Genomic DNA, 17,416 nt, shown 5'->3' with positions numbered 1-17,416 from the left:
GCCAGGAGTTGCTCCAGATAGTGATTAGCATTAATAATGGTCATAGGCTTCGCGCGTGTTGATTTTGTTTGGCGATAAAATTAGATCACAAACGAAGCCTTTTTTATATCTATTTCAATTGGTTGGCGCTAAAGATCCTGTACATGTGTGTAGGCTAAGCACCAACCTACCAATTGCGTAGGTTGTGGCTTAGCGTAGCGAAGCCCAACGTTTACCGCGAAATCTCTTTTTCCTTTCCCTTATCCCCAGCCCTTCTCCTCCTTTTTTAATAAATGGGAGAAGGGCTTAACCATCCCCTCATATGAGCGAGGCGTGGCGCGGCTTCTGAGGTATGATCGCCATCCTTGACCAGCTAATACCCAACAGACTATCCCCATGTTTAACCACGAACTAATCCTCAACCACATCGACGATATATTTGGACAAGACATGCATGCCAAGCGTGTTCTTTCCCTCGCCAATGCTACCCTCGGGGTTATCGAGTCAGGTTCACTGGCCATCCACGCCATCGGTAGTGGCCTCTCCTTGGCCAACGGTCTCGAACGTAAACATGCGGTTAAACAGGTGGATCGCCTGCTCACTAACACCAAGCTCAATGTCTGGAGCCTCTTTGACGATTGGGTGCCCTATGTGGTCGGTGAACGTACCGAGATCGTAGTCTCCATGGACTGGACCGAATTCGATGCCGATGATCACAGTACCTTGGTTATCAGCCTGCAAACCAACCACAGTCGCAGTACTCCGCTGCTGTGGAAAACCCATCGGAAATCGTTGCTCAAAGGGCAACGCAATGCCCATGAGAAAGAGCTGCTCACCAAGCTCAAGCAGACGTTGCCAGAGGGTATCTTCGTGACGGTAGTCGCTGACCGCGGCTTTGGTTACATGGAGCTGTTCGAACGCCTGGAGCAAGAGCTAGGCTTTGCTTATCTCATTAGATTTAAAGGAAATGTTTTGGTTGGTTACCCTGGTGTAGAGCAGGTTCCAGCTCGGGACTGGCTAACGCCGACCGGGCGCACCCGAACCCTCAAAGCGGTGGAGCTAACTGGGCAGCGACAGCCTGTCGAACGGGTCTATTGTTGTCACAAGAGTGGCATGAAAGACGCGTGGTTTCTGGCCAGTAACCGGACCGACCTGAGCGCCGCCAAGGCGTTGCAACTATACGGCCAGCGCTGGGGTATCGAGACCAGTTTTCGTGATATCAAAGATTACAAATTCGGCATGGGTATGGGAGATGTGCACATCAGTAATCCGGTCCGGCGCGACCGACTGTTTTTATTCAGTGCCCTGGCCATCGTCTTGCTGACGCTGCTGGGTAAGGCTGGAGACAGTGTCGGTCTAGAGAGAACGATCAAGGTCAATACCAGCAAGAGCCGAACCTATTCGTTCTTTCGGCAAGGGGTCATCTATTACCAGTTGCTACCTAAAATGAAAGAAGCCAATGCGGTCTTGTTGATGGATAAATTTATCTACTACCTGAAGCAACACCGCTTATATACCCGCACACTTGGAATTATTTGAGTCTCTAAAAATGAGGGGATCTCTGAGGGAGAAGGGAGCAATGCCGTTACTGCTGTCCGATTACGCTTCGCTAATCGAACCTACGTGGCTGCCACACCGATGATTTCACCCGTCCAGAGAATGGCCGCTTGGTTGCTCCCCCCCTGCCAAGGGGGAGGCGGGGAGGGGGTCATGGCCCTATCCATTAATTGGCACGGCACATCCCGACCCTCTCCTTGCAAAGGGGAGGGGGCAAAGCAGAGGGTTCACCGGCTGCGTGGCGGAGTGGTATCACTCGAACCGCTCTCCTGCCTTCAGGGGCGCTGAGGGCGCCCAAAAAAACGGGGCCCGAGGTGTCCCCCGGGCCCCGCAAGCAGATGGCGTGCTTAGATGCTGGATTTGACGCTGACGAACTCGGGGTAGGCATCGATGCCGCACTCGTGGACATCCACACCCATCATCTCTTCCTCTTCGCTGACCCGCAGGCCCATGGTGGCCTTGAGCAGGCTCCAGACCACGAGGGAGACGACAAAGACCCAGCCGAAGATGGTGGCAGCACCCAGCAACTGGGCACCGAAGGTGGCGCTCGTGTTGGAGAAGGGCACCACCATCAGGCCGAACAGGCCGCAGACGCCGTGTACCGAGATGGCACCGACCGGATCATCGATCTTCAGGCGATCGAAGGCGACGATGGCGTAGACCACCAGGGCACCGGCCAGGGCGCCGATCAGGCTGGCGAACAGCGGGCTGGGGGAGGCCGGGTCGGCGGTGATGGCGACCAGACCGCCGAGGGCGCCGTTGAGGATCATGGTGAGATCCGCCTTGCCCCAGGTGAGCTTGCTGACCAGCAGGGCGCCGACCACACCGGCGGCCGCGGCGGCGTTGGTGTTGACGAACACGGTGCCGATGGCGGTGGCATCAGCGGCGCTGGAGAGCGCCAGTTGGGAGCCACCGTTGAAGCCGAACCAGCCCATCCAGAGGATCAGGGTGCCCAGGGTCGCGAGCGGCAGGTTGGAGCCGGGGATGGGGTAGATCTCCCCTTGCTTGCCATATTTGCCGCGACGGGGGCCGAGCAGCAGCACGGCGGCCAGGGCAGCAGCAGCGCCCGCCATGTGGACGATGCCGGAGCCTGCGAAGTCGGAGAAGCCCGCCTCCTTCAGGAAGCCGCCGCCCCAGCTCCAGTAGCCTTCCACGGGGTAGATGAAGCCGGTCATCACCACGCAGAACAGCAGGAAGGACCAGAGCTTCATCCGCTCTGCCACCGCACCTGAGATGATGGAGGTGGCGGTGGCGACGAAGACCACCTGGAAGAAGAAGTCGGAGTGCAGGGAGTGGCCCGCGTCGTCCGCCTGGCTGCCCATCAGGCTGCCAAAGCTCGGCAGCCAGCCGCCGGCGCTGTTGTCCACGTACATGATGTTGTAGCCGACCAGCAGGAACATGATGCAGGCGATGGCATAGAGCAGGATGTTCTTGGTCAGGATCTCGGTGGTGTTCTTGGCGCGGACCAGGCCGGCTTCGAGCATGGCGAACCCGGCGGCCATCCACATGACCAGCACGCCGGAGATCAGCAGGTAGAAGGTGTCGAGTGCATAGCGCAGCTCGCTGACGGATGTGATCAACTCTTCCATGTCGTATTCCTCAGTTCCAGTCGTATCAAAGGGCGTCTGCGTCGGTCTCGCCGGTGCGGATGCGCACGGCGGCCTGCAGGTCATAAACGAAGATCTTGCCGTCACCTATCTTGCCGGTGTGGGCGGCCTTGCTGATGGCTTCGATGATCTGCTCGACGTTGTCGGCCAGGGTGGCGATCTCCAGCTTTACCTTGGGCAGGAAATCCACCTGGTATTCGGCACCCCGGTACAGCTCGGTGTGCCCCTTCTGGCGGCCAAACCCCTTGACCTCGGAAACCGTCAGCCCCTCGACGCCGAGGTTGGCGATGGCTTCGCGCACGTCGTCGAGTTTGAACGGCTTGATGATGGCGGTGATTAATTTCATGCAATATCCCCAATCCTTGTGGTTCACCCAGATAAAGGCAAATATTGCGCCAGAAAAGTATTTTTCTTTTTATTCATGCACTTACTTATTAATCGCAGCCCTGGTCAGCGAGGCTTGCCCAATATGGGCAGGGCTGCGCCAAAGGTGTGCACCGCCGTGGTGCAATCTGGCCGGCAGAAGAACGGAAGGGAGCGTGACGGCGCGCAAAACTCGAAAGTGTGCGGGCTGCTACTGTTGTTCAACAAGAGGGCAACCTGGCCGATAACCCGTCATGACGGGGTGTCGAGGCCAGTCGCCCCCTTGAAGGCTCGACCGGCAGGCCCGGTTTTCCCGCCAGGTCAACAAGCGGATCCGTGGCGCCGAATAGCAGAACAAGGAAGGTTTTCATGCTGCATGACAATGAGATGACAAGGCTACCGGCCCTCGACGAGGCCGTGATGAGCGGCATGCTGGAGGTCGTGAGCGACGGTCTCTGGGACTGGAATGCCAACACCGGCTATGTCCATCGCTATCCCGGCTGGTATCAGATGCTGGGGTATGAGCCCCACTCCCTCGACAACACAGTCTTCACCTGGGAGAACCTGATCCACCCGGACGATCTGGCGCAGGTCATGGAGAGCTTCGATGCCTGCCTGAGCGGGCGGGCGGCGGACTACCGGGCTGAATACCGCTGCCGTTGCCGTAACGGTGACTACCTCTGGGTGGCGGATTGCGGCCGCATCGTCGCACGCAACCCGGACGGCAGTGTCGCCAGGATGGTGGGGGCACACCGCAACATCCACGCCCAGCGGGAACTCTACGCCCGGCTGGAGCTGCAAAACCGCACCCTGGAGCAGCAGGTGGCGCAGCGTACCGCCGAACTGGAGCGGCTCAACCAGGCATTGCAGTTCCAGGTGGAGGAAAACCGCCGCCTGGCGGAGACGGACTCCCTGACCGGCGCGGCCAGCCGCTATCGGCTGGAGCAGGCGGTGCGGCTGGAGCATGAGCGCGCCAAGCGCTTCAAGGAGCCCTTTGCCGTGATCGCCATGGACGTGGACGACTTCAAGCAGATCAACGATCGCCATGGCCACGGGGTGGGGGACCAGACCCTGATCGATATCGTGCAGCTGACCCGGGGCTGCATCCGCGAGATCGATCTGCTGGCCCGCTGGGGGGGTGACGAGTTCATGCTGGTGCTTCCCAATACCCGGTTGCCCGACGCCCGGGTGGTGGCCGAAAAACTGAGGCAGCGCCTGAGCCATGCCAGGGTCAAGGGGATCGAGCCCGTGACCTTGAGCTTCGGGTTGGTGGAGTCCGACCCCGACGAGCAGGTGTCCCACCTGATGGCGAGGGTCGACAGGGCGCTCTACCGGGCCAAGCTGGCGGGCAAGGACCAGCTCAGCGGCTGACAAGGGCACTGGTCGGAGCCGCTACGGGGCTTTTCCCCCCCGAATACGGCTTGACCAAGGGATTTTCTTGACTCCAATTCATCCCGCTGGTTTCATGCGCGCTCTTTTCATTCTTGCGAGATGTATCTTCATGAAAAAGTCCTTGCTGATTGCCCTGACCGCCCTGCCTCTGGTTGCCCACGCCGGCCTGATGGATTCCCTGACCGACACCGTGACCAGCAGCGTCACCGGCACCGCCAAAGAGATGGCTGGCAACGCCATGGACACCGCTTCCAACGAAGCGATCAAGAAGGCCCTGGACATCAAGGAAGGCGGCTCCAACAAGCAGGCCATCAAGGACAAGCTGGGCGCCCCGGCCAGCACCAAGACCGACGCCGGTCTGGAAGTGTGGACCTATGACCTGGACGCTCTGAACAAGGCCTCCCCGCTGCTGGCCGAGACCACCAAGTCCCTGCTGAAAGACTCCGAAGTGGCCCAGAAGAACGTGGTCATCAAGTTCGAAGGCGAGACCGTGAAGACCCTGAACCTGGCCAACAAGGCCTGAGTTCTGACAAAGTGAATGAAAAAGGGGCCCGCGGGCCCCTTTTTGCTGCCTGGTGTTCAGGCTCACACCTTGAAGCGGTGCACCAGGGCCAGCAACTGGCGGTTGGACCCCAGCAGGGTGGCGGCGCTCTGCTCCGTGTTGCCGCCGTTCTCCACCAGGAGGTTCAGCATGTCGCGAATGCTCACCATGTTGCGGTTGATCTCCTCGGTTACCCGGCTCTGTTCCTCGGCAGCGGTGGCGATCTGGCTGCTGAGATCGTGGATCTGCACTACGGCGTCGGCCATGGTGTCGAGGCCGCCGGTGACCTGCCCCGTGGTGTCGGCCGCCGCCTGGCAACTGCGCTTGGTCTGCTCCATGGCGACCACGGCCTCGGCGACCCCCTGGGTGAGCCGTGACAACATGCTGCCCACTTCGGCGGTGCTGTTCTGGGTGCGTGCCGCGAGGGCGCGCACCTCGTCGGCCACTACCGCGAAGCCCCGGCCCTGTTCACCGGCCCGGGCCGCCTCGATGGCGGCGTTGAGCGCCAGCAGGTTGGTCTGGGCGGCGATGCCACCGATCACCCCGAGCACGCTGCCGATCTGCTGGGCATCTTCCTGCATCTCCAGCACCTTGGCGGCGGCGAGATCCACCTCGTCGATGAGGGCCACCACGCTGGCGGAGGCTGACCCCACCACCTTGCGGGAGCTGGCCGCCTGACCGTTGGCGGCCTCGGTGAAGCTGGCGGAGTCGTTGGCGTGGCGGGCAACGCTGTCGGCGGTGGAGCTGAGTTCGTTGAGGGCGGTGACGACCTGATCGGTTTCGCTGGCGTGTTCCCCCAGGATCCGCCTGGCCTGCCCGGTCTGTTGATCGAGCTGGGCCAGCTCGCGGGTGATGAGGTCGGTGGCGGCGGTCACCTGCACCATCATCTGTTGCAGGAAGGCGATGAAGCGGTTGACCGACAGGGCGATGTTGTCCAGCTCGTCATGCCCCTTGACCTGGATGCGGGCGGTCAGGTCGGCATCGCCGGCGCTGAGGGCGTCGATGTTGAGCTTGAGGGTCTGCAGGCGGCTGCCAAGCTGGCTGATGGCCAGCACCATGAGCACGAACAGCAGCCCCGCCAGGGGGAGCTGGATGCTCGCCAGGGTGGCGAGCACATCCCGGCTGTCCTGGGTCAGGGTGCGGGTCGGCAGGGCGGCGGCCAGCAGCCAGGGGGTCCCTTCGATGGCCTCCATCAGCAGGGTCTGTTCCTCACCCTGATCCTGGAAGGTGGTGCGCAGCTGCCCCTTGCTCGCATCCTGGCCCAGCAGGCCGCTGATGGCGAGGGCGAAGGGATAGTCGGCGTGGGCGGAGAGGTTGCCGAGCACCACATCCCCGGTCAGACGGGCGTTGCGGCTCAGGATCTTGCCGTCAGCCTCGATGATCATCACCTGACCGCCGATCTCCTGCTCTTTCTTGGCCACCAGGTCGTTGAAGAAGCCCAGGGTGACGTCTATGGTCGACACCCCGTAGAGGGCGCCATCCTGGTAGATCCCCATGGCGCAGTTGGTTCTCGGCTGCTGGCTCGCGCCATCCTTGTAGGCGGCGGCCCAGGCACAGACGCCACGGGGCGCCTGCTGACCTGCCTTGTGCCAAGGCTGATCGAAATAGTTGGGCGCCTCTGCCGAGTTCCAGTAGGTGTTGGGAATGAGGGCGTTGGACGCATCCCTGTGGAAGAAGGTGCTGAACTTGGCGCGTCCCGCCTCCCGCTTGTCCGGCAGGGGCCAGATGCCGCCACCGAAGACCATGCCGTTGCCGTACTGGTCGATGAGGGCTGGGAGCTGGGCATCTATCTGCTCGCTCGGCAGTTGTGCCACCAGCTGGGTGATGCTGCGCGACTGGGTCTGCACCCCGTTGAGCTGGTCACGGATGTCGGTCGCTATCTCGCCGACTCGCAGCGCCACGTTCTCCTCCCCCGCTTTTTGCAGGGCGGGGGTGATCCAGATCTGGATGCCGATCACCGTCAGGGCGCACACCAGCGCCATGAAGCCCAGAAAAACGGCGGTATAGCGCCCCTTGATTGTGCCCAGATTCCATCCCATAACGACTCCTGTCCACTGTGTCCGGGATCGTGCCCGCGTCTGTTGTGTGAGGGACCATTATGATTTATTTCGAAAGTGAAACGTTTGTTATCGCTCACATAACATGATGCGGCCAGGTAGGAAAAGGTGAAAAAACTGGGGGGAGACAAAAAAAGGGTGGCTTGCGCCACCCTGTCGTTTTCGCCGGTGTCGGGGCAGGGCCCTGCCGGATCACGAGTCTGCTTCGGCAAACCGCTTCATTACGTCGACTTACTGGTTTGCTTCTGCGAACAGCTTGATCATCTCGACTTACTGGTCTGCTTCGGCAAACGGCTTCATCACTTCGACTTACTGGTTTGCTTCTGCGAACTGCTTCATCACCTCGGCGTGCTTGATCATGCCGTCGGCACGCAGACCAAGGTTCTTCACGAACTCCGCCTTCTTGGCCGGATCTTCAATCTTGTCGTAGCGCTGTTGCAGATGGGCCTGGATCTGTTCCGGGGTCATGTTCTTCATGCGGGCCATCTTGTCGTGGCGGCCGCCATGATGCTTGCCGCCCATCATGCCGGTACCGTCCATGGGGCAACCGGTCGCCGTGGCCTGGGTCGGTTGCGCGGTGGAGACCGCCTCGCTGGCGGCATAGGCGCCCAGCGACAGGCCGAGGATCAGGGTGGCGGTCAGCAGGGTCTTGGTCAGCTTTTTCATGGGTAACTCCTGTCGGATGTGTACGGGTAGAGGCTCTTTCGCCTTGGTATCCAGTAAACACCGTGGAAGTGTCTGAAATTTGCCAGTAGAAGCCTATTTTGTAGCAGAGTGTGGCACAGGGGCGTGCTGGCACACTTTGACACAACCCGCCCGGTTGATTTTCGTATAATCGCCCCAGCCCGATAACGGAGAGATGATGATGAACCAAGGCAGCCCTCATATTCTGGTGGTCGATGACCACAGCGAGATCCGCGATCTGCTCAAGCGCTTTCTGGAGCAGCATGGCATGCGCGTCAGTTGCGCCCGCGATGGCAAGGAGATGAAGCGGCTGCTGGATGAGCGGGAGTTCGATCTGCTGGTGCTGGATCTGATGATGCCAGGGGAGGATGGCCTCACCCTGTGCCGCGAGCTCAGGGTCAAATCCCGTCTGCCGATCATCATGCTGACCGCCATGGGGGAGGAGACGGACCGCATCATCGGCCTGGAGATGGGGGCGGACGACTACCTCTCCAAGCCGTTCAACCCACGGGAGCTGCTGGCCCGCATCAAGGCGGTGATGCGCCGTACCCAGGCGGAGAGCCTGCCCGTGCCGGAGACCCTGACCCGGGATCTGCGCTTCGATCGCTGGCTGCTCGACGTCAATCGCCGGGAGCTGGTGGACGAGGAGGGAGTGGGGATGAGCCTCTCCACCGCCGAGTTCGATCTGCTCAAGGTGTTTCTGGAGCGGCCCCAGCGGGTGCTGAGCCGGGATCAGTTGCTGGATCTGGCCCGTGGCCGGGAGGCGGTGGCCTTCGATCGCGCCATCGATACCCTGGTGAGCCGGCTGCGGCGCAAGCTGGAGCGGGATCCCAAGAATCCCGAGCTCATCAAGACCATCTGGGGTGGCGGTTACCTGTTCGCCGCCGACGTGACCCAGGAGTGAGGCCGACATGATCAAGCGCGTCTTCGCCAGGCTGCTGCCCAAGGGGTTGACCGGCCAGATAGTGCTGGTGGCCCTGGCGGGGCTGGTACTGATCCAGTTGCTCAGTATCCAGATCTACCGCTCGGACAGGGAGGAGGCCCTCGGTTACGTCAACAGCCGCAACGCCATGCAGCGGATCATCTCCGTGGTGCGCCTGCTCTCCCTCTCTCCTCCTTCCCTCTATCACGAGATCCTCAAGGCGAGCCGCAGCGAGACCCTGCTGCTGCGTCTGGCCGACGAGCCGTTGCAGCCGGACAACCGCAGCCCCCGCTTCGAGAAGCTGGTGCGGGCCAAGCTCGGCTATCCATCCTCCCTGGCGGTGGAGATCAGCGCCGAGCTGAAGCAGGACATCCAGCGCAGCCGGGCCTGGCAGCACCACAACCGCATGATGAAGGATCGCAACGGCATGCCGCCGCCCCAGGACATGCGGCTCTACGGCTCCATCGAACTGCCCAACGGCGGCTGGCTCCAGTTCAGCTCCCTGGTGGACAAGGAGACGGCGAGCTGGTCCTGGCAGACGACCCTCAACCTGCTGCTGGTGGCGAGCCTGGTGATCGGCCTGATGATCTGGCTGTTCCGCCGGGCGACCCGTCCCCTCAAGCAACTGGCGGCCAACGCCGACAGGCTGGGGCGTGGTGAGGACATCGAGCCCCTGCGCGAGGAGGGGCCCACCGAGATCCGCGAGTCCATCCAGGCCTTCAACCGGATGCACACCCGGCTCGATCGCTTCGTGCAGGACAGAACCCGGATGCTGGCCGCCATCTCCCACGACCTGCGCACCCCCATCACCAGCCTGCGGCTGCGCAGCGAGTTTCTGGCGGACGGGGAAGACAAGGATCGCTTCCAGCAGACCCTGCAGCAGATGGAGCAGATGCTGGCGGCGACCCTGAGCTTTGCCCGGGAGGAGGGGCAGCAGGAGGCGACCCGGGAGCTGGATCTGGTCAGCCTGCTGGAGAGCCTGTGTGACGACTATGCCGACATGGGCCAGCCCGTCACCTGCCTGGCCGAGGGCAAGCAGGTTTACGCCTGCCGGGCCAATACCCTGCGCCGGGTACTGCAAAACCTCATCGGCAACGCCATCAAGTACGCAGGGGGTGCCGAGGTTTCGCTGGTGCGCGGTGACGGCGAGTTGCTGATCCTGGTTCGCGATCAGGGGCCGGGGATTGCGGAGAGCCAGCTGGAGGAGGTGTTCAAGCCCTTCGTGCGCCTGGATGAAGCCCGCAATACCGAGTCGGGCAGCGTGGGGTTGGGGCTCGCCATCGCCCGTACCCTGGTGCACCAGCACGGCGGTGAGCTCAGCCTTCACAATCGCGAGGAGGGGGGGCTGGAAGCGCGGATCAGCCTGCCCCTGTAAGGAACTTGACCAGAAAATGGGGCACCACCAGGGTGCCCTTTTTGCTGCCCGTGGCGCTAGGGAAGCAGAGCAACAGGTCGGCCACCCGGAAACGGGCAACAAAAAACCCGCCGAAGCGGGTTTTTTCAATTCTTGCTGAGGCCCTTGCCCAAAGAGGGGAAGGTGCTCCGGCTTGAATTACTGCGGAACGACGTTCGCAGCAGCCGGGCCTTTCTGGCCTTGCTCGATGGTGAACTCAACGCGCTGACCTTCTTCCAGGGTTTTGAAACCGTTGGACTGGATGGCGGAGAAGTGAACGAACACGTCTTTGCTGCCGTCAGCCGGGGAGATGAAACCGAAGCCTTTCTCGGCGTTGAAGAATTTTACGGTACCAGTCATTTTGGACATGATAATTTCCTTGAGTAGTGATTAGTGAAACGCCACCGGAGCGGCAATCCATGATTTTTCGTCAGAAATACGTATGGGGAGCACTAAAGAAGGAGAATTATCTGGCAAGAATTATCGGGGATAACTGCCTGCACAAATCACTGCTTTAAGATGACTGCCTAACATAATCAGGTCTGAACTACCGAACCATCGAAAACGATTAGAACACGCACACCCTGTCATGGCAATCTTTATCTTGGTATTCGTTTCAGTCAGTGATGGCTGGATCGGCGTTTTATCCGGGTGTGCATCAGCTGCCAGGCGCCTCCTGCTGCCCTTTTCAGGGGGATGACAGGACGCTCTGCCAGCCCCCTTTTATGCAGCAGCGTCATCTGCGTGCATTCATGCTGCCGTTACCGTCTGCCACGGTATTTGTTGCTGACGGAATCGGACCAGCTGAAGGTGTCAGGCAGCACTTGGGCGCTGGCTCGCTCCTTGGCTTTCTCTCGCGCCAGTGCGGAAGCCGCCTTGGCGGCCTGGGCGCGATCGGCGGCGATCTTCTGGCGTCCTGCTTCGCGGATTTTGTTGCGCTCCCCGTTGGTCAGGGTGTGATCGGCATTGGCCTGGGCCTTTTGCACCAGCAGGGCAATCTCGGCTTTCTCGGCCTCGGTCAGATCCTTCATTTCCAGCTTCTTCATGACGCGCTCCTGCGATCGTTGAATGCCCACCCTAACACACATCCATCGGGGACAGGCTGACCATCCGTCCCCGGATGCCAAAAGTGTCGCCCGGTCGTCATTTCCGGGGGAGCACGCTACGGGAACGCCTGCCTGACAGGCGCTGCCGGGAGGCTGGATCCCGGCGGAAGATTGGGAGTATGCTGAGGCCAGTGCGATCCCCGATCGTCACTGTTGGCGTACTGAAATCCACGATTCGGCTGACATGCTGGAACACCCGTTCCAACTGTCCAGGTAACCTTTTTGGAGTCTGATGATGAGCAACAAAGAACAGCATCACGGCAAAGATGCCAAGAAAAAACCGCAGATGTCACTGAAAGAGAAACGCGAAGCCAAACGGCAGAAAGCAGAGCTGAAAAACGGCAGCGCGATGAAGTAACGCTCCATCCACTGCGGCTCCCTGGAGCCGGTATCAAGCCAGTCCATCATGGGCTGGCTTTTTTGTCTCCGGCAGTAGAGGTGGTGCCATAGGCGGCAAAGATCCGCTCATAGCGCCCGTCCGCCTTCATCTTGGCAAGCTGTCTGTCGAACCATTGCCGGTGGCCCGCCTCGCGAAAGGCGAAGTGGTAGTGAGTCGGGGGGAAGAGGTCGTGCTGTCTGACCTTGTCCTTGGGATAGCGGTCGCCCTCCTGGTCATCCCCGAGCAACTGCGCCAGATAGTAGTAGAACACCCGTTGTTCCAGGATCACGGCATCGGTGCGCCCGAGCAGGAGCCGCTGTACCTGTCCCTCCTGCCTCGCCACCTCTTCATAACGGGGATTCTGGTCGACGATGTCGGAGAAGGTCGTTCCCAGGATCTGTCGTGCACGCTGGAAGGCACTGACTCGCAGTGTCTGCAAATCCTTCATGGTGTGGACTGCCGTCGGCGCCAGGGTAAAGACCCGGTTGTGGAAGGTGATCACCGGCTGTGAGAGGTAGGCACTTTCCAGCATGCCGGGTTTGACGTTGATGATGGCGTCCAGCTTGCCTTCCTCCAGCATCCTGAAGGTGCGCTCCAGGGGAAGATAGACGACCTGCAGCTCATGGGGGCTGCCTGCGAAGGCCTCTCGCATGAGATCGAGTTCAATGCCCCTGTCTTCGTGGCTGATGACATAGGGAGGAATGGCAAAGCTGACTCCCACCCGCAGCGGCTCCGCAGCAAGGTGGCTGCCGAACATCAGCAGGGCGAGGCACAGCAGACGGCTCAAGTGGTTCATGCAGGTTCCCGAAGGGAGAAATCGTCTCGATGATAGCCACAAGCCTGGACGAAGGGGACGTAAAGCGGGGGAAAGTGGCAGCAACATGGTCGTCGGGGGAGGTGAATGCGTCAGAAACAGGTAAAAAAAGGCCCTGATGAATCAGGGCCTGCCGCAGGGGATCAGAACGGAAGGGCAGGAACATTACAGTGTAAATACTGCTGTGTGTGTGAGTTGGTTGGGTGCATGGCAAGTAACAACAGCTTCTATCCACCTTGTTATCTCACCCACATGCCCATAAATCGCATTAAACCTATCATTAACGCTGTTCGTGTCAACATTTGATACTTATACGATAAAAAAGTTTACACAACTCTTCGAACGTCTTCCTCTGATTACTGAGGTCATACTACACCAGTTCTGAAGTCTCGGGGCTGTGATGATGAAAATCTCTAAGGTGGCTTTTAGCTTCATTGTTAGGGATGGCGCGAATAAGTACCTCGGGCGCAAAAAATGAAAAATTTAGCCATTTAATATCAATGGGTTGGAATAGTGTGTTTTGGTGCCAAGTGACTTATTCGCACCTTCCCTAGTTACGGGCATCTCACCTTTTAATGTATTTTTGAGAAACCTCATGTACAGTATCCGTATCTATTTAAGTTGATATGAAGGATCTTTAATGAGAACGGTCGAGTTTCTCCAGTACACTTTACAGCCAAGTACAGGTAATGAATTTCATCAGATCATGCGAAGTGTCAGCGTTCCTTTGCATCAGGCCGCAGGAATTGATGTAGTCACTTATGGTCAGTCGCAACATGATCCAGACAGCTATGTTTTGATTCGAGCCTTTGATAACCCTGAGCATAGGGAAAAATCTCTTGATGCCTTTTACCAAAGCGATATTTGGCGCAATGGCCCAAGAGAGGAAATTATTAACAGCATTGCTGTTAGTGTTATGTCTGTTGTGTCGATGGAGTCAGCGACTATTGATGCTCTTCGTCAGACCAGCTACACCTCTATGTCTGTCTAGGAATAATGACACATTCTGTTAGATAGATTCAGAAGCAATAGCTCGGATTGCTTCGTAAGATGCTGTCTGTATGAAACCATTTAATCCATGTTGGATTATGAAAAATTAAATATTGACGCCATGATGCGTACCATCTGGCATATGGACAAATAAACTCAGCCGACAGTCTTGGCTCTCCACTGACCTTTTGAGCGACAACAAACTATCGAGAACATCGGGAGCAATTTCAGGAACATCACCAGGCCCGAGATTTGAAAGCAGTTTGGTCACACTGAGACGTACCATTTGCTCTTCGGCAAGAGCCTTGGCTCTCTGGACAACCTCGGGTGATTCGGATGAAATCATATCCTCCAATGTCCTCCCCATACGGTGCTCCTACTAAAAACAGAATTAAAGGCCCACGCCGAGCTGGCATGGGCTCTCAGCACTAAATCAAAAATTCTTCCAATGCTCGACCATTAGCCACCGCTTCCGCGATAGCCTTGGGCATGCGACCTTGACCAGTCCAGGTCTTCTCCTGGCCATCCTCGGCGTATTTGTATTTTGCAGGACGAGGAGCGCGTTTCGCTTTAGCTGAACCATCAGCTTTCGCTGGAGCCGTTGCACCAACCAGCTCACTCGGATCGATGCCTGCTGTTTTCAGCATTTCGGTGAACTCAGCCAGCTTTTGCAGGCGTTCAGCGGACTCGGCCTTGATTTTGTTTTCTTGTTGCTCACGCTCAGCAAAAACTTCATCCAATTTCTCTTTAACTTCGACCAATTGCTCGAAAGACAACTCGCGCAATGCGGCACGAAGGCTACGGATATTCAGCAGGATTTTCAGAAATTCGTTCATTGATAGCCTCATGTATCACATTTTTATATCAGGAAAATTATCTCTTAATCCCAGCATCAGCTCCACTATTTTTGGCACCAAGACGATTAGATAAATAGCATTATTCAAAAAGACGTGAGCGAAATCGCGTTTGGATCTGCTTAGTGGCCTGGCTCCAATCTTCTATGAAACTGTGTAGCCAAAAACTTAATCTAGGTGGTAGTGAGCGTTGAGACCACCTCACCAGATGAGCCGATGAACGATCTTGATCGGCTCACGAAATGAGCCGATTGGACAATATCATTGGCTCACAGAATGAGTCGATGATAGGAAATAGTTCTCTCCACACAAACTCGAATATGGGGGCATACTATTCAGATTATCTCCCTATTAGAATAATCACGCCCAAATGTGTCTGGGTTTGCAGCCTCATAGTCATCGTCAAACATATGTTCCCCGCGATGCATCTCCCTCATTGTTGCGAGTATACCGAAAAAACACATTTCACACAGATGCACCTTGTAACGTTCACCATCGTGACGGGAACCATAGCCAAAATCCGCCGATAACGAGCCGTATTGGTTGGTTCCAAAATTCGTTTTTGTACTACGACCACAGACATCACAGAGAATGTCAACGACCTGTTCTGTTGGCACAATTTCTTTTACGAGCATGCTGAGCCCCTTATTTAAGGCTTTATGAAAACTATAATTTTCTGCTTTTGATCTGGGAGTAACCTGGGCTGGCTATTTATCACTGGCATAACCAGCATTGAACTCTCATTTGTTATTTTTGGATGTCTTTGCACTCAAATTTTGGAGGTGTTTTCCAACCTGTAACGCGCCCGCTGCGTTTGTTGACCCTTCGGTATTCATTACCCAACAGGATTTCCCATTCAGAGCCGTTCTCCGATAGAACCTGAAAAGTAGTCCCAAGCTCAATACCTATGCCAGGCTCAGTACAGATCAGCTCAGTCATCGACTCTCCTCGGTGCTAGGACATATCACCATTTTTTTCCGATTGTTCAAGAACGGAAGCCATCGCGTCTAGTGACCGAGCAAGGGCACGACACTCATCTGCGGACATTAAAGCGGATGTGAATGCGGCAGCATTCTCATTATGAACATCCATTTCACTGACTCTGATGTAGCCACCATACGGGCTGGAATAGACGCTCACCTCTACTGGATGGGGTGGTGTTCCAATTGGTTTATCCAACTTTAAAACACTTGTATAAATAGGCATTTATCCTATCCCTAATCAACTCCTCTAAACTACAGAATATTGCTCGGGGTTAATCATGATGTCCATCAATAAATCAAGACACAAACCTAGTTGGTTGGAAACTAACAGAGTCGCCCCTGCAACATGTGCAAAATTTGTTGAACACTGGGCACGACAGGGTGGGTTGAGATAGGGCATGATAAAGAGCACATGCAGACAGAGGTATGTAACATGACACCCGATGCAGTCCATCACCCGCTTCGTAGAACAACACGCCTTGAATCCTTGGATGTTCCTCGTGAAGCATTGAACGTTCATCTGTGGATTGTGGCTGGAGTTCCTGCGGACATCATTCATCAGCTAGCTGCGCTGGTTGAAACTGATGTGGGTGTGATATGTAAGCTAACTGGTATTAGCCGGAGCACTGTGACTCGCAGGCTCAAAGCAGATACCGCGCTATCAATATCACAAGGAGCCAGGGTGTATGGAGTAGTGCTCGCCCTCGATGCCGCTCTGTCCCTTCAGGAAGACGATGCCCTCAGGGCATTGTCATGGTTACACCGTCCAGCTAGGGGCCTTGGTGGCGTGGCTCCAGCCACGTTGTTGACTACACAGATGGGAGTTCAGGCAGTTATCGATCTTGTGGGACGAATTCAGCATGGGGTTTGCATATAAGCAATAAATCAGGGGGGCTGTGAGGATAAAACCAGCTCAGTTGGTCAAACTTAAACCAAACAGAATGATTTTCAAAATTTTTCACATCCACCCCACTTGAAAAGTTCGGTAAACTGTCCATTTACTAATTATGAGAGCTATAAATAAATTTTTCCGTTTCAACATTCCGCTGCTGCGCAGCGAAGAGAAACCAGTTTTTACTACCCCTACAAATTGTTTTTATTAAATCAATGGAATTTAAAGAGCTCTGATAAATTAAAATTCATTAACTTGGCTTAAGACATCAACGCTTCATCACTTAGTAGTAAGTTATATGTCTATAAACAGAAAACAGCAACATAACCTCAGTTAGGTGTGGTTATATTCGCCCTGTAGGGTGGAAATAAAAAACGTGCTTTTAAAAAATGATTGTTTTACCTATGCAAGCACTTCTCTGCTAGCATTCGCTACACATGAACAGATCGCATACGGCGTTACTGTAACGCCATCCTTACCCCCCCCTGCTACCCGACCCTGGTTGTCACAACCGGAACGATTTTACAAACCCATGGGATCCCAATACACACAGATACGGTCACATTATGTGATGACGGGTCGCTCTAGCGTTTCACTCCTGACCTACTACTCTCAACAGAACATGTCTTTGAGCGTCCTTGACTCTATTCTTGTCTGAGTTGAAGTCGGTCTGATATCACCATGTTCATCATAGGCTACGAGCTACTGCTTTCTGTACCTTTGCTTACCAATGCAGAGGTTACATGTAGAGCAGGAGCCCCCGGTGTCAGAATAGTTGTCGCCTAATCTGAATAATCTAAATGTGAAGACCGGGGGCGGATAAAGAGTGTCGAATGGCTCGTTATTCAAGTGAGCGCAAGGCTGCTTTGCTCAAGAAGCTGCTGCCGCCCATCAATATGTCGG

At 56.6% G+C, this 17,416-nt stretch carries 20 protein-coding genes; 8 read left to right on the top strand and 12 right to left on the bottom strand.

The genetic code is table 11. The features are described from left to right. Positions 1 to 375: 375 nt before the first annotated feature. Entirely contained in the window at positions 376 to 1,518 is a 1,143-nt protein-coding gene (locus J9892_RS10905) for an IS4-like element ISAs18 family transposase (RefSeq protein WP_139701073.1), read from the top strand. Between the two features lie 365 nt (positions 1,519 to 1,883). On the opposite strand, the gene J9892_RS10900 is transcribed toward J9892_RS10905, so the two are convergent. Then, positions 1,884 to 3,125, bottom strand: a complete 1,242-nt coding sequence (locus J9892_RS10900) for an ammonium transporter (RefSeq protein ID WP_042864817.1) — start codon at positions 3,123 to 3,125, stop codon at positions 1,884 to 1,886. 25 nt (positions 3,126 to 3,150) lie between these two features. Continuing rightward, a complete protein-coding gene (gene glnK / locus J9892_RS10895) occupies positions 3,151 to 3,489 on the bottom strand; it encodes a P-II family nitrogen regulator (RefSeq protein WP_010675904.1) in 339 nt (112 codons plus the stop codon). 386 nt (positions 3,490 to 3,875) lie between these two features. Here glnK and J9892_RS10890 point away from each other — a divergent pair, with 386 nt between their 5' ends. Together J9892_RS10890 and J9892_RS10885 are read left to right on the top strand one after the other, a co-directional pair. Next, positions 3,876 to 4,877, top strand: a complete 1,002-nt coding sequence (locus J9892_RS10890) for a sensor domain-containing diguanylate cyclase (RefSeq protein WP_039040121.1) — start codon at positions 3,876 to 3,878, stop codon at positions 4,875 to 4,877. A 130-nt stretch (positions 4,878 to 5,007) separates the two neighbouring features. Beyond that, on the top strand, positions 5,008 to 5,421 hold the full coding sequence (locus J9892_RS10885; RefSeq protein WP_210538312.1) for a hypothetical protein: 414 nt from the start codon (positions 5,008 to 5,010) through the stop codon (positions 5,419 to 5,421). Positions 5,422 to 5,483: 62 nt separating this feature from the next. On the opposite strand, the gene J9892_RS10880 is transcribed toward J9892_RS10885, so the two are convergent. Next, positions 5,484 to 7,478, bottom strand: coding sequence for a methyl-accepting chemotaxis protein (locus tag J9892_RS10880; protein ID WP_039040120.1), 1,995 nt, complete (start codon positions 7,476 to 7,478; stop codon positions 5,484 to 5,486). Positions 7,479 to 7,805: 327 nt separating this feature from the next. Continuing rightward, positions 7,806 to 8,162: a hypothetical protein gene (locus J9892_RS10875; RefSeq protein ID WP_210538311.1), complete on the bottom strand. Its 357-nt coding sequence runs from the start codon at positions 8,160 to 8,162 to the stop codon at positions 7,806 to 7,808. 199 nt (positions 8,163 to 8,361) lie between these two features. Between J9892_RS10875 and J9892_RS10870 the strand changes: the two genes are divergently transcribed. Further along, complete coding sequence (locus tag J9892_RS10870; RefSeq protein WP_010675899.1) at positions 8,362 to 9,084, top strand: response regulator; 723 nt, start codon at positions 8,362 to 8,364, stop codon at positions 9,082 to 9,084. A gap of 7 nt (positions 9,085 to 9,091) precedes the next feature. Continuing rightward, on the top strand, positions 9,092 to 10,477 hold the full coding sequence (locus J9892_RS10865; protein WP_052816044.1) for an ATP-binding protein: 1,386 nt from the start codon (positions 9,092 to 9,094) through the stop codon (positions 10,475 to 10,477). A 177-nt stretch (positions 10,478 to 10,654) separates the two neighbouring features. Here J9892_RS10865 and J9892_RS10860 read toward each other — a convergent pair whose 3' ends face one another. Further along, on the bottom strand, positions 10,655 to 10,864 hold the full coding sequence (locus J9892_RS10860) for a cold-shock protein (RefSeq protein ID WP_010675897.1): 210 nt from the start codon (positions 10,862 to 10,864) through the stop codon (positions 10,655 to 10,657). Between the two features lie 392 nt (positions 10,865 to 11,256). Further along, positions 11,257 to 11,541, bottom strand: coding sequence for a DUF3811 domain-containing protein (gene yjbD / locus J9892_RS10855; RefSeq protein ID WP_039040119.1), 285 nt, complete (start codon positions 11,539 to 11,541; stop codon positions 11,257 to 11,259). A 295-nt stretch (positions 11,542 to 11,836) separates the two neighbouring features. Here yjbD and J9892_RS25035 point away from each other — a divergent pair, with 295 nt between their 5' ends. Next, positions 11,837 to 11,959: a hypothetical protein gene (locus tag J9892_RS25035; protein ID WP_010675895.1), complete on the top strand. Its 123-nt coding sequence runs from the start codon at positions 11,837 to 11,839 to the stop codon at positions 11,957 to 11,959. A 46-nt stretch (positions 11,960 to 12,005) separates the two neighbouring features. On the opposite strand, the gene J9892_RS10850 is transcribed toward J9892_RS25035, so the two are convergent. Further along, positions 12,006 to 12,776, bottom strand: coding sequence for a transporter substrate-binding domain-containing protein (locus J9892_RS10850; protein ID WP_128296910.1), 771 nt, complete (start codon positions 12,774 to 12,776; stop codon positions 12,006 to 12,008). 658 nt (positions 12,777 to 13,434) lie between these two features. On the opposite strand from J9892_RS10850, the gene J9892_RS10845 reads away from it, so the two are divergent. After that, positions 13,435 to 13,785: an NIPSNAP family protein gene (locus tag J9892_RS10845; RefSeq protein ID WP_080741060.1), complete on the top strand. Its 351-nt coding sequence runs from the start codon at positions 13,435 to 13,437 to the stop codon at positions 13,783 to 13,785. A gap of 105 nt (positions 13,786 to 13,890) precedes the next feature. Here the strand turns inward: J9892_RS10845 and J9892_RS10840 are convergent, their stop codons facing one another. From J9892_RS10840 to J9892_RS10820, 5 genes are all read right to left on the bottom strand, one after another. Then, the gene (locus J9892_RS10840) at positions 13,891 to 14,151 is read right to left on the bottom strand and encodes a hypothetical protein (protein ID WP_049636903.1); all 261 of its coding nucleotides are present in this window, start codon (positions 14,149 to 14,151) and stop codon (positions 13,891 to 13,893) included. A 61-nt stretch (positions 14,152 to 14,212) separates the two neighbouring features. Then, complete coding sequence (locus J9892_RS10835; RefSeq protein ID WP_005361923.1) at positions 14,213 to 14,620, bottom strand: H-NS family nucleoid-associated regulatory protein; 408 nt, start codon at positions 14,618 to 14,620, stop codon at positions 14,213 to 14,215. 353 nt (positions 14,621 to 14,973) lie between these two features. Next, entirely contained in the window at positions 14,974 to 15,273 is a 300-nt protein-coding gene (locus J9892_RS10830) for a hypothetical protein (protein ID WP_053288698.1), read from the bottom strand. Between the two features lie 112 nt (positions 15,274 to 15,385). Then, the gene (locus J9892_RS10825) at positions 15,386 to 15,577 is read right to left on the bottom strand and encodes a hypothetical protein (RefSeq protein WP_042010605.1); all 192 of its coding nucleotides are present in this window, start codon (positions 15,575 to 15,577) and stop codon (positions 15,386 to 15,388) included. A gap of 15 nt (positions 15,578 to 15,592) precedes the next feature. Continuing rightward, positions 15,593 to 15,844, bottom strand: coding sequence for a hypothetical protein (locus J9892_RS10820; protein WP_127904518.1), 252 nt, complete (start codon positions 15,842 to 15,844; stop codon positions 15,593 to 15,595). A 189-nt stretch (positions 15,845 to 16,033) separates the two neighbouring features. Between J9892_RS10820 and J9892_RS10815 the strand changes: the two genes are divergently transcribed. Then, positions 16,034 to 16,498, top strand: a complete 465-nt coding sequence (locus tag J9892_RS10815) for an antitoxin Xre/MbcA/ParS toxin-binding domain-containing protein (protein WP_307773842.1) — start codon at positions 16,034 to 16,036, stop codon at positions 16,496 to 16,498. Positions 16,499 to 17,416: the final 918 nt, after the last annotated feature.

Source organism: Aeromonas sp. Prich7-2, assembly GCF_017939255.1.
Classification (GTDB): domain Bacteria; phylum Pseudomonadota; class Gammaproteobacteria; order Enterobacterales; family Aeromonadaceae; genus Aeromonas; species Aeromonas caviae.
Note: the sequence above shows the minus strand (reverse complement) of the source record. Positions and strands in the feature narration are given on the sequence as shown.

What these genes read in the sequence shown, in the direction of transcription:
- J9892_RS10885 (WP_210538312.1), top strand. Translation starts at nt 5,008, where the DNA reads ATGAAAAAGTCCTTGCTGATTGCCCTGACCGCCCTGCCTCTGGTTGCC.
- yjbD (WP_039040119.1), bottom strand. Translation starts at nt 11,541, where the DNA reads ATGAAGAAGCTGGAAATGAAGGATCTGACCGAGGCCGAGAAAGCCGAG.
- J9892_RS10865 (WP_052816044.1), top strand. Translation starts at nt 9,092, where the DNA reads ATGATCAAGCGCGTCTTCGCCAGGCTGCTGCCCAAGGGGTTGACCGGC.
- J9892_RS10835 (WP_005361923.1), bottom strand. Translation starts at nt 14,620, where the DNA reads ATGAACGAATTTCTGAAAATCCTGCTGAATATCCGTAGCCTTCGTGCC.
- J9892_RS10825 (WP_042010605.1), bottom strand. Translation starts at nt 15,577, where the DNA reads ATGACTGAGCTGATCTGTACTGAGCCTGGCATAGGTATTGAGCTTGGG.
- J9892_RS10850 (WP_128296910.1), bottom strand. Translation starts at nt 12,776, where the DNA reads ATGAACCACTTGAGCCGTCTGCTGTGCCTCGCCCTGCTGATGTTCGGC.
- J9892_RS10900 (WP_042864817.1), bottom strand. Translation starts at nt 3,125, where the DNA reads ATGGAAGAGTTGATCACATCCGTCAGCGAGCTGCGCTATGCACTCGAC.
- J9892_RS25035 (WP_010675895.1), top strand. Translation starts at nt 11,837, where the DNA reads ATGAGCAACAAAGAACAGCATCACGGCAAAGATGCCAAGAAAAAACCG.
- J9892_RS10815 (WP_307773842.1), top strand. Translation starts at nt 16,034, where the DNA reads ATGCAGACAGAGGTATGTAACATGACACCCGATGCAGTCCATCACCCG.
- J9892_RS10840 (WP_049636903.1), bottom strand. Translation starts at nt 14,151, where the DNA reads ATGGGGAGGACATTGGAGGATATGATTTCATCCGAATCACCCGAGGTT.
- J9892_RS10860 (WP_010675897.1), bottom strand. Translation starts at nt 10,864, where the DNA reads ATGTCCAAAATGACTGGTACCGTAAAATTCTTCAACGCCGAGAAAGGC.
- glnK (WP_010675904.1), bottom strand. Translation starts at nt 3,489, where the DNA reads ATGAAATTAATCACCGCCATCATCAAGCCGTTCAAACTCGACGACGTG.
- J9892_RS10830 (WP_053288698.1), bottom strand. Translation starts at nt 15,273, where the DNA reads ATGCTCGTAAAAGAAATTGTGCCAACAGAACAGGTCGTTGACATTCTC.
- J9892_RS10880 (WP_039040120.1), bottom strand. Translation starts at nt 7,478, where the DNA reads ATGGGATGGAATCTGGGCACAATCAAGGGGCGCTATACCGCCGTTTTT.
- J9892_RS10845 (WP_080741060.1), top strand. Translation starts at nt 13,435, where the DNA reads ATGAGAACGGTCGAGTTTCTCCAGTACACTTTACAGCCAAGTACAGGT.
- J9892_RS10820 (WP_127904518.1), bottom strand. Translation starts at nt 15,844, where the DNA reads ATGCCTATTTATACAAGTGTTTTAAAGTTGGATAAACCAATTGGAACA.
- J9892_RS10870 (WP_010675899.1), top strand. Translation starts at nt 8,362, where the DNA reads ATGAACCAAGGCAGCCCTCATATTCTGGTGGTCGATGACCACAGCGAG.
- J9892_RS10905 (WP_139701073.1), top strand. Translation starts at nt 376, where the DNA reads ATGTTTAACCACGAACTAATCCTCAACCACATCGACGATATATTTGGA.
- J9892_RS10875 (WP_210538311.1), bottom strand. Translation starts at nt 8,162, where the DNA reads ATGAAAAAGCTGACCAAGACCCTGCTGACCGCCACCCTGATCCTCGGC.
- J9892_RS10890 (WP_039040121.1), top strand. Translation starts at nt 3,876, where the DNA reads ATGCTGCATGACAATGAGATGACAAGGCTACCGGCCCTCGACGAGGCC.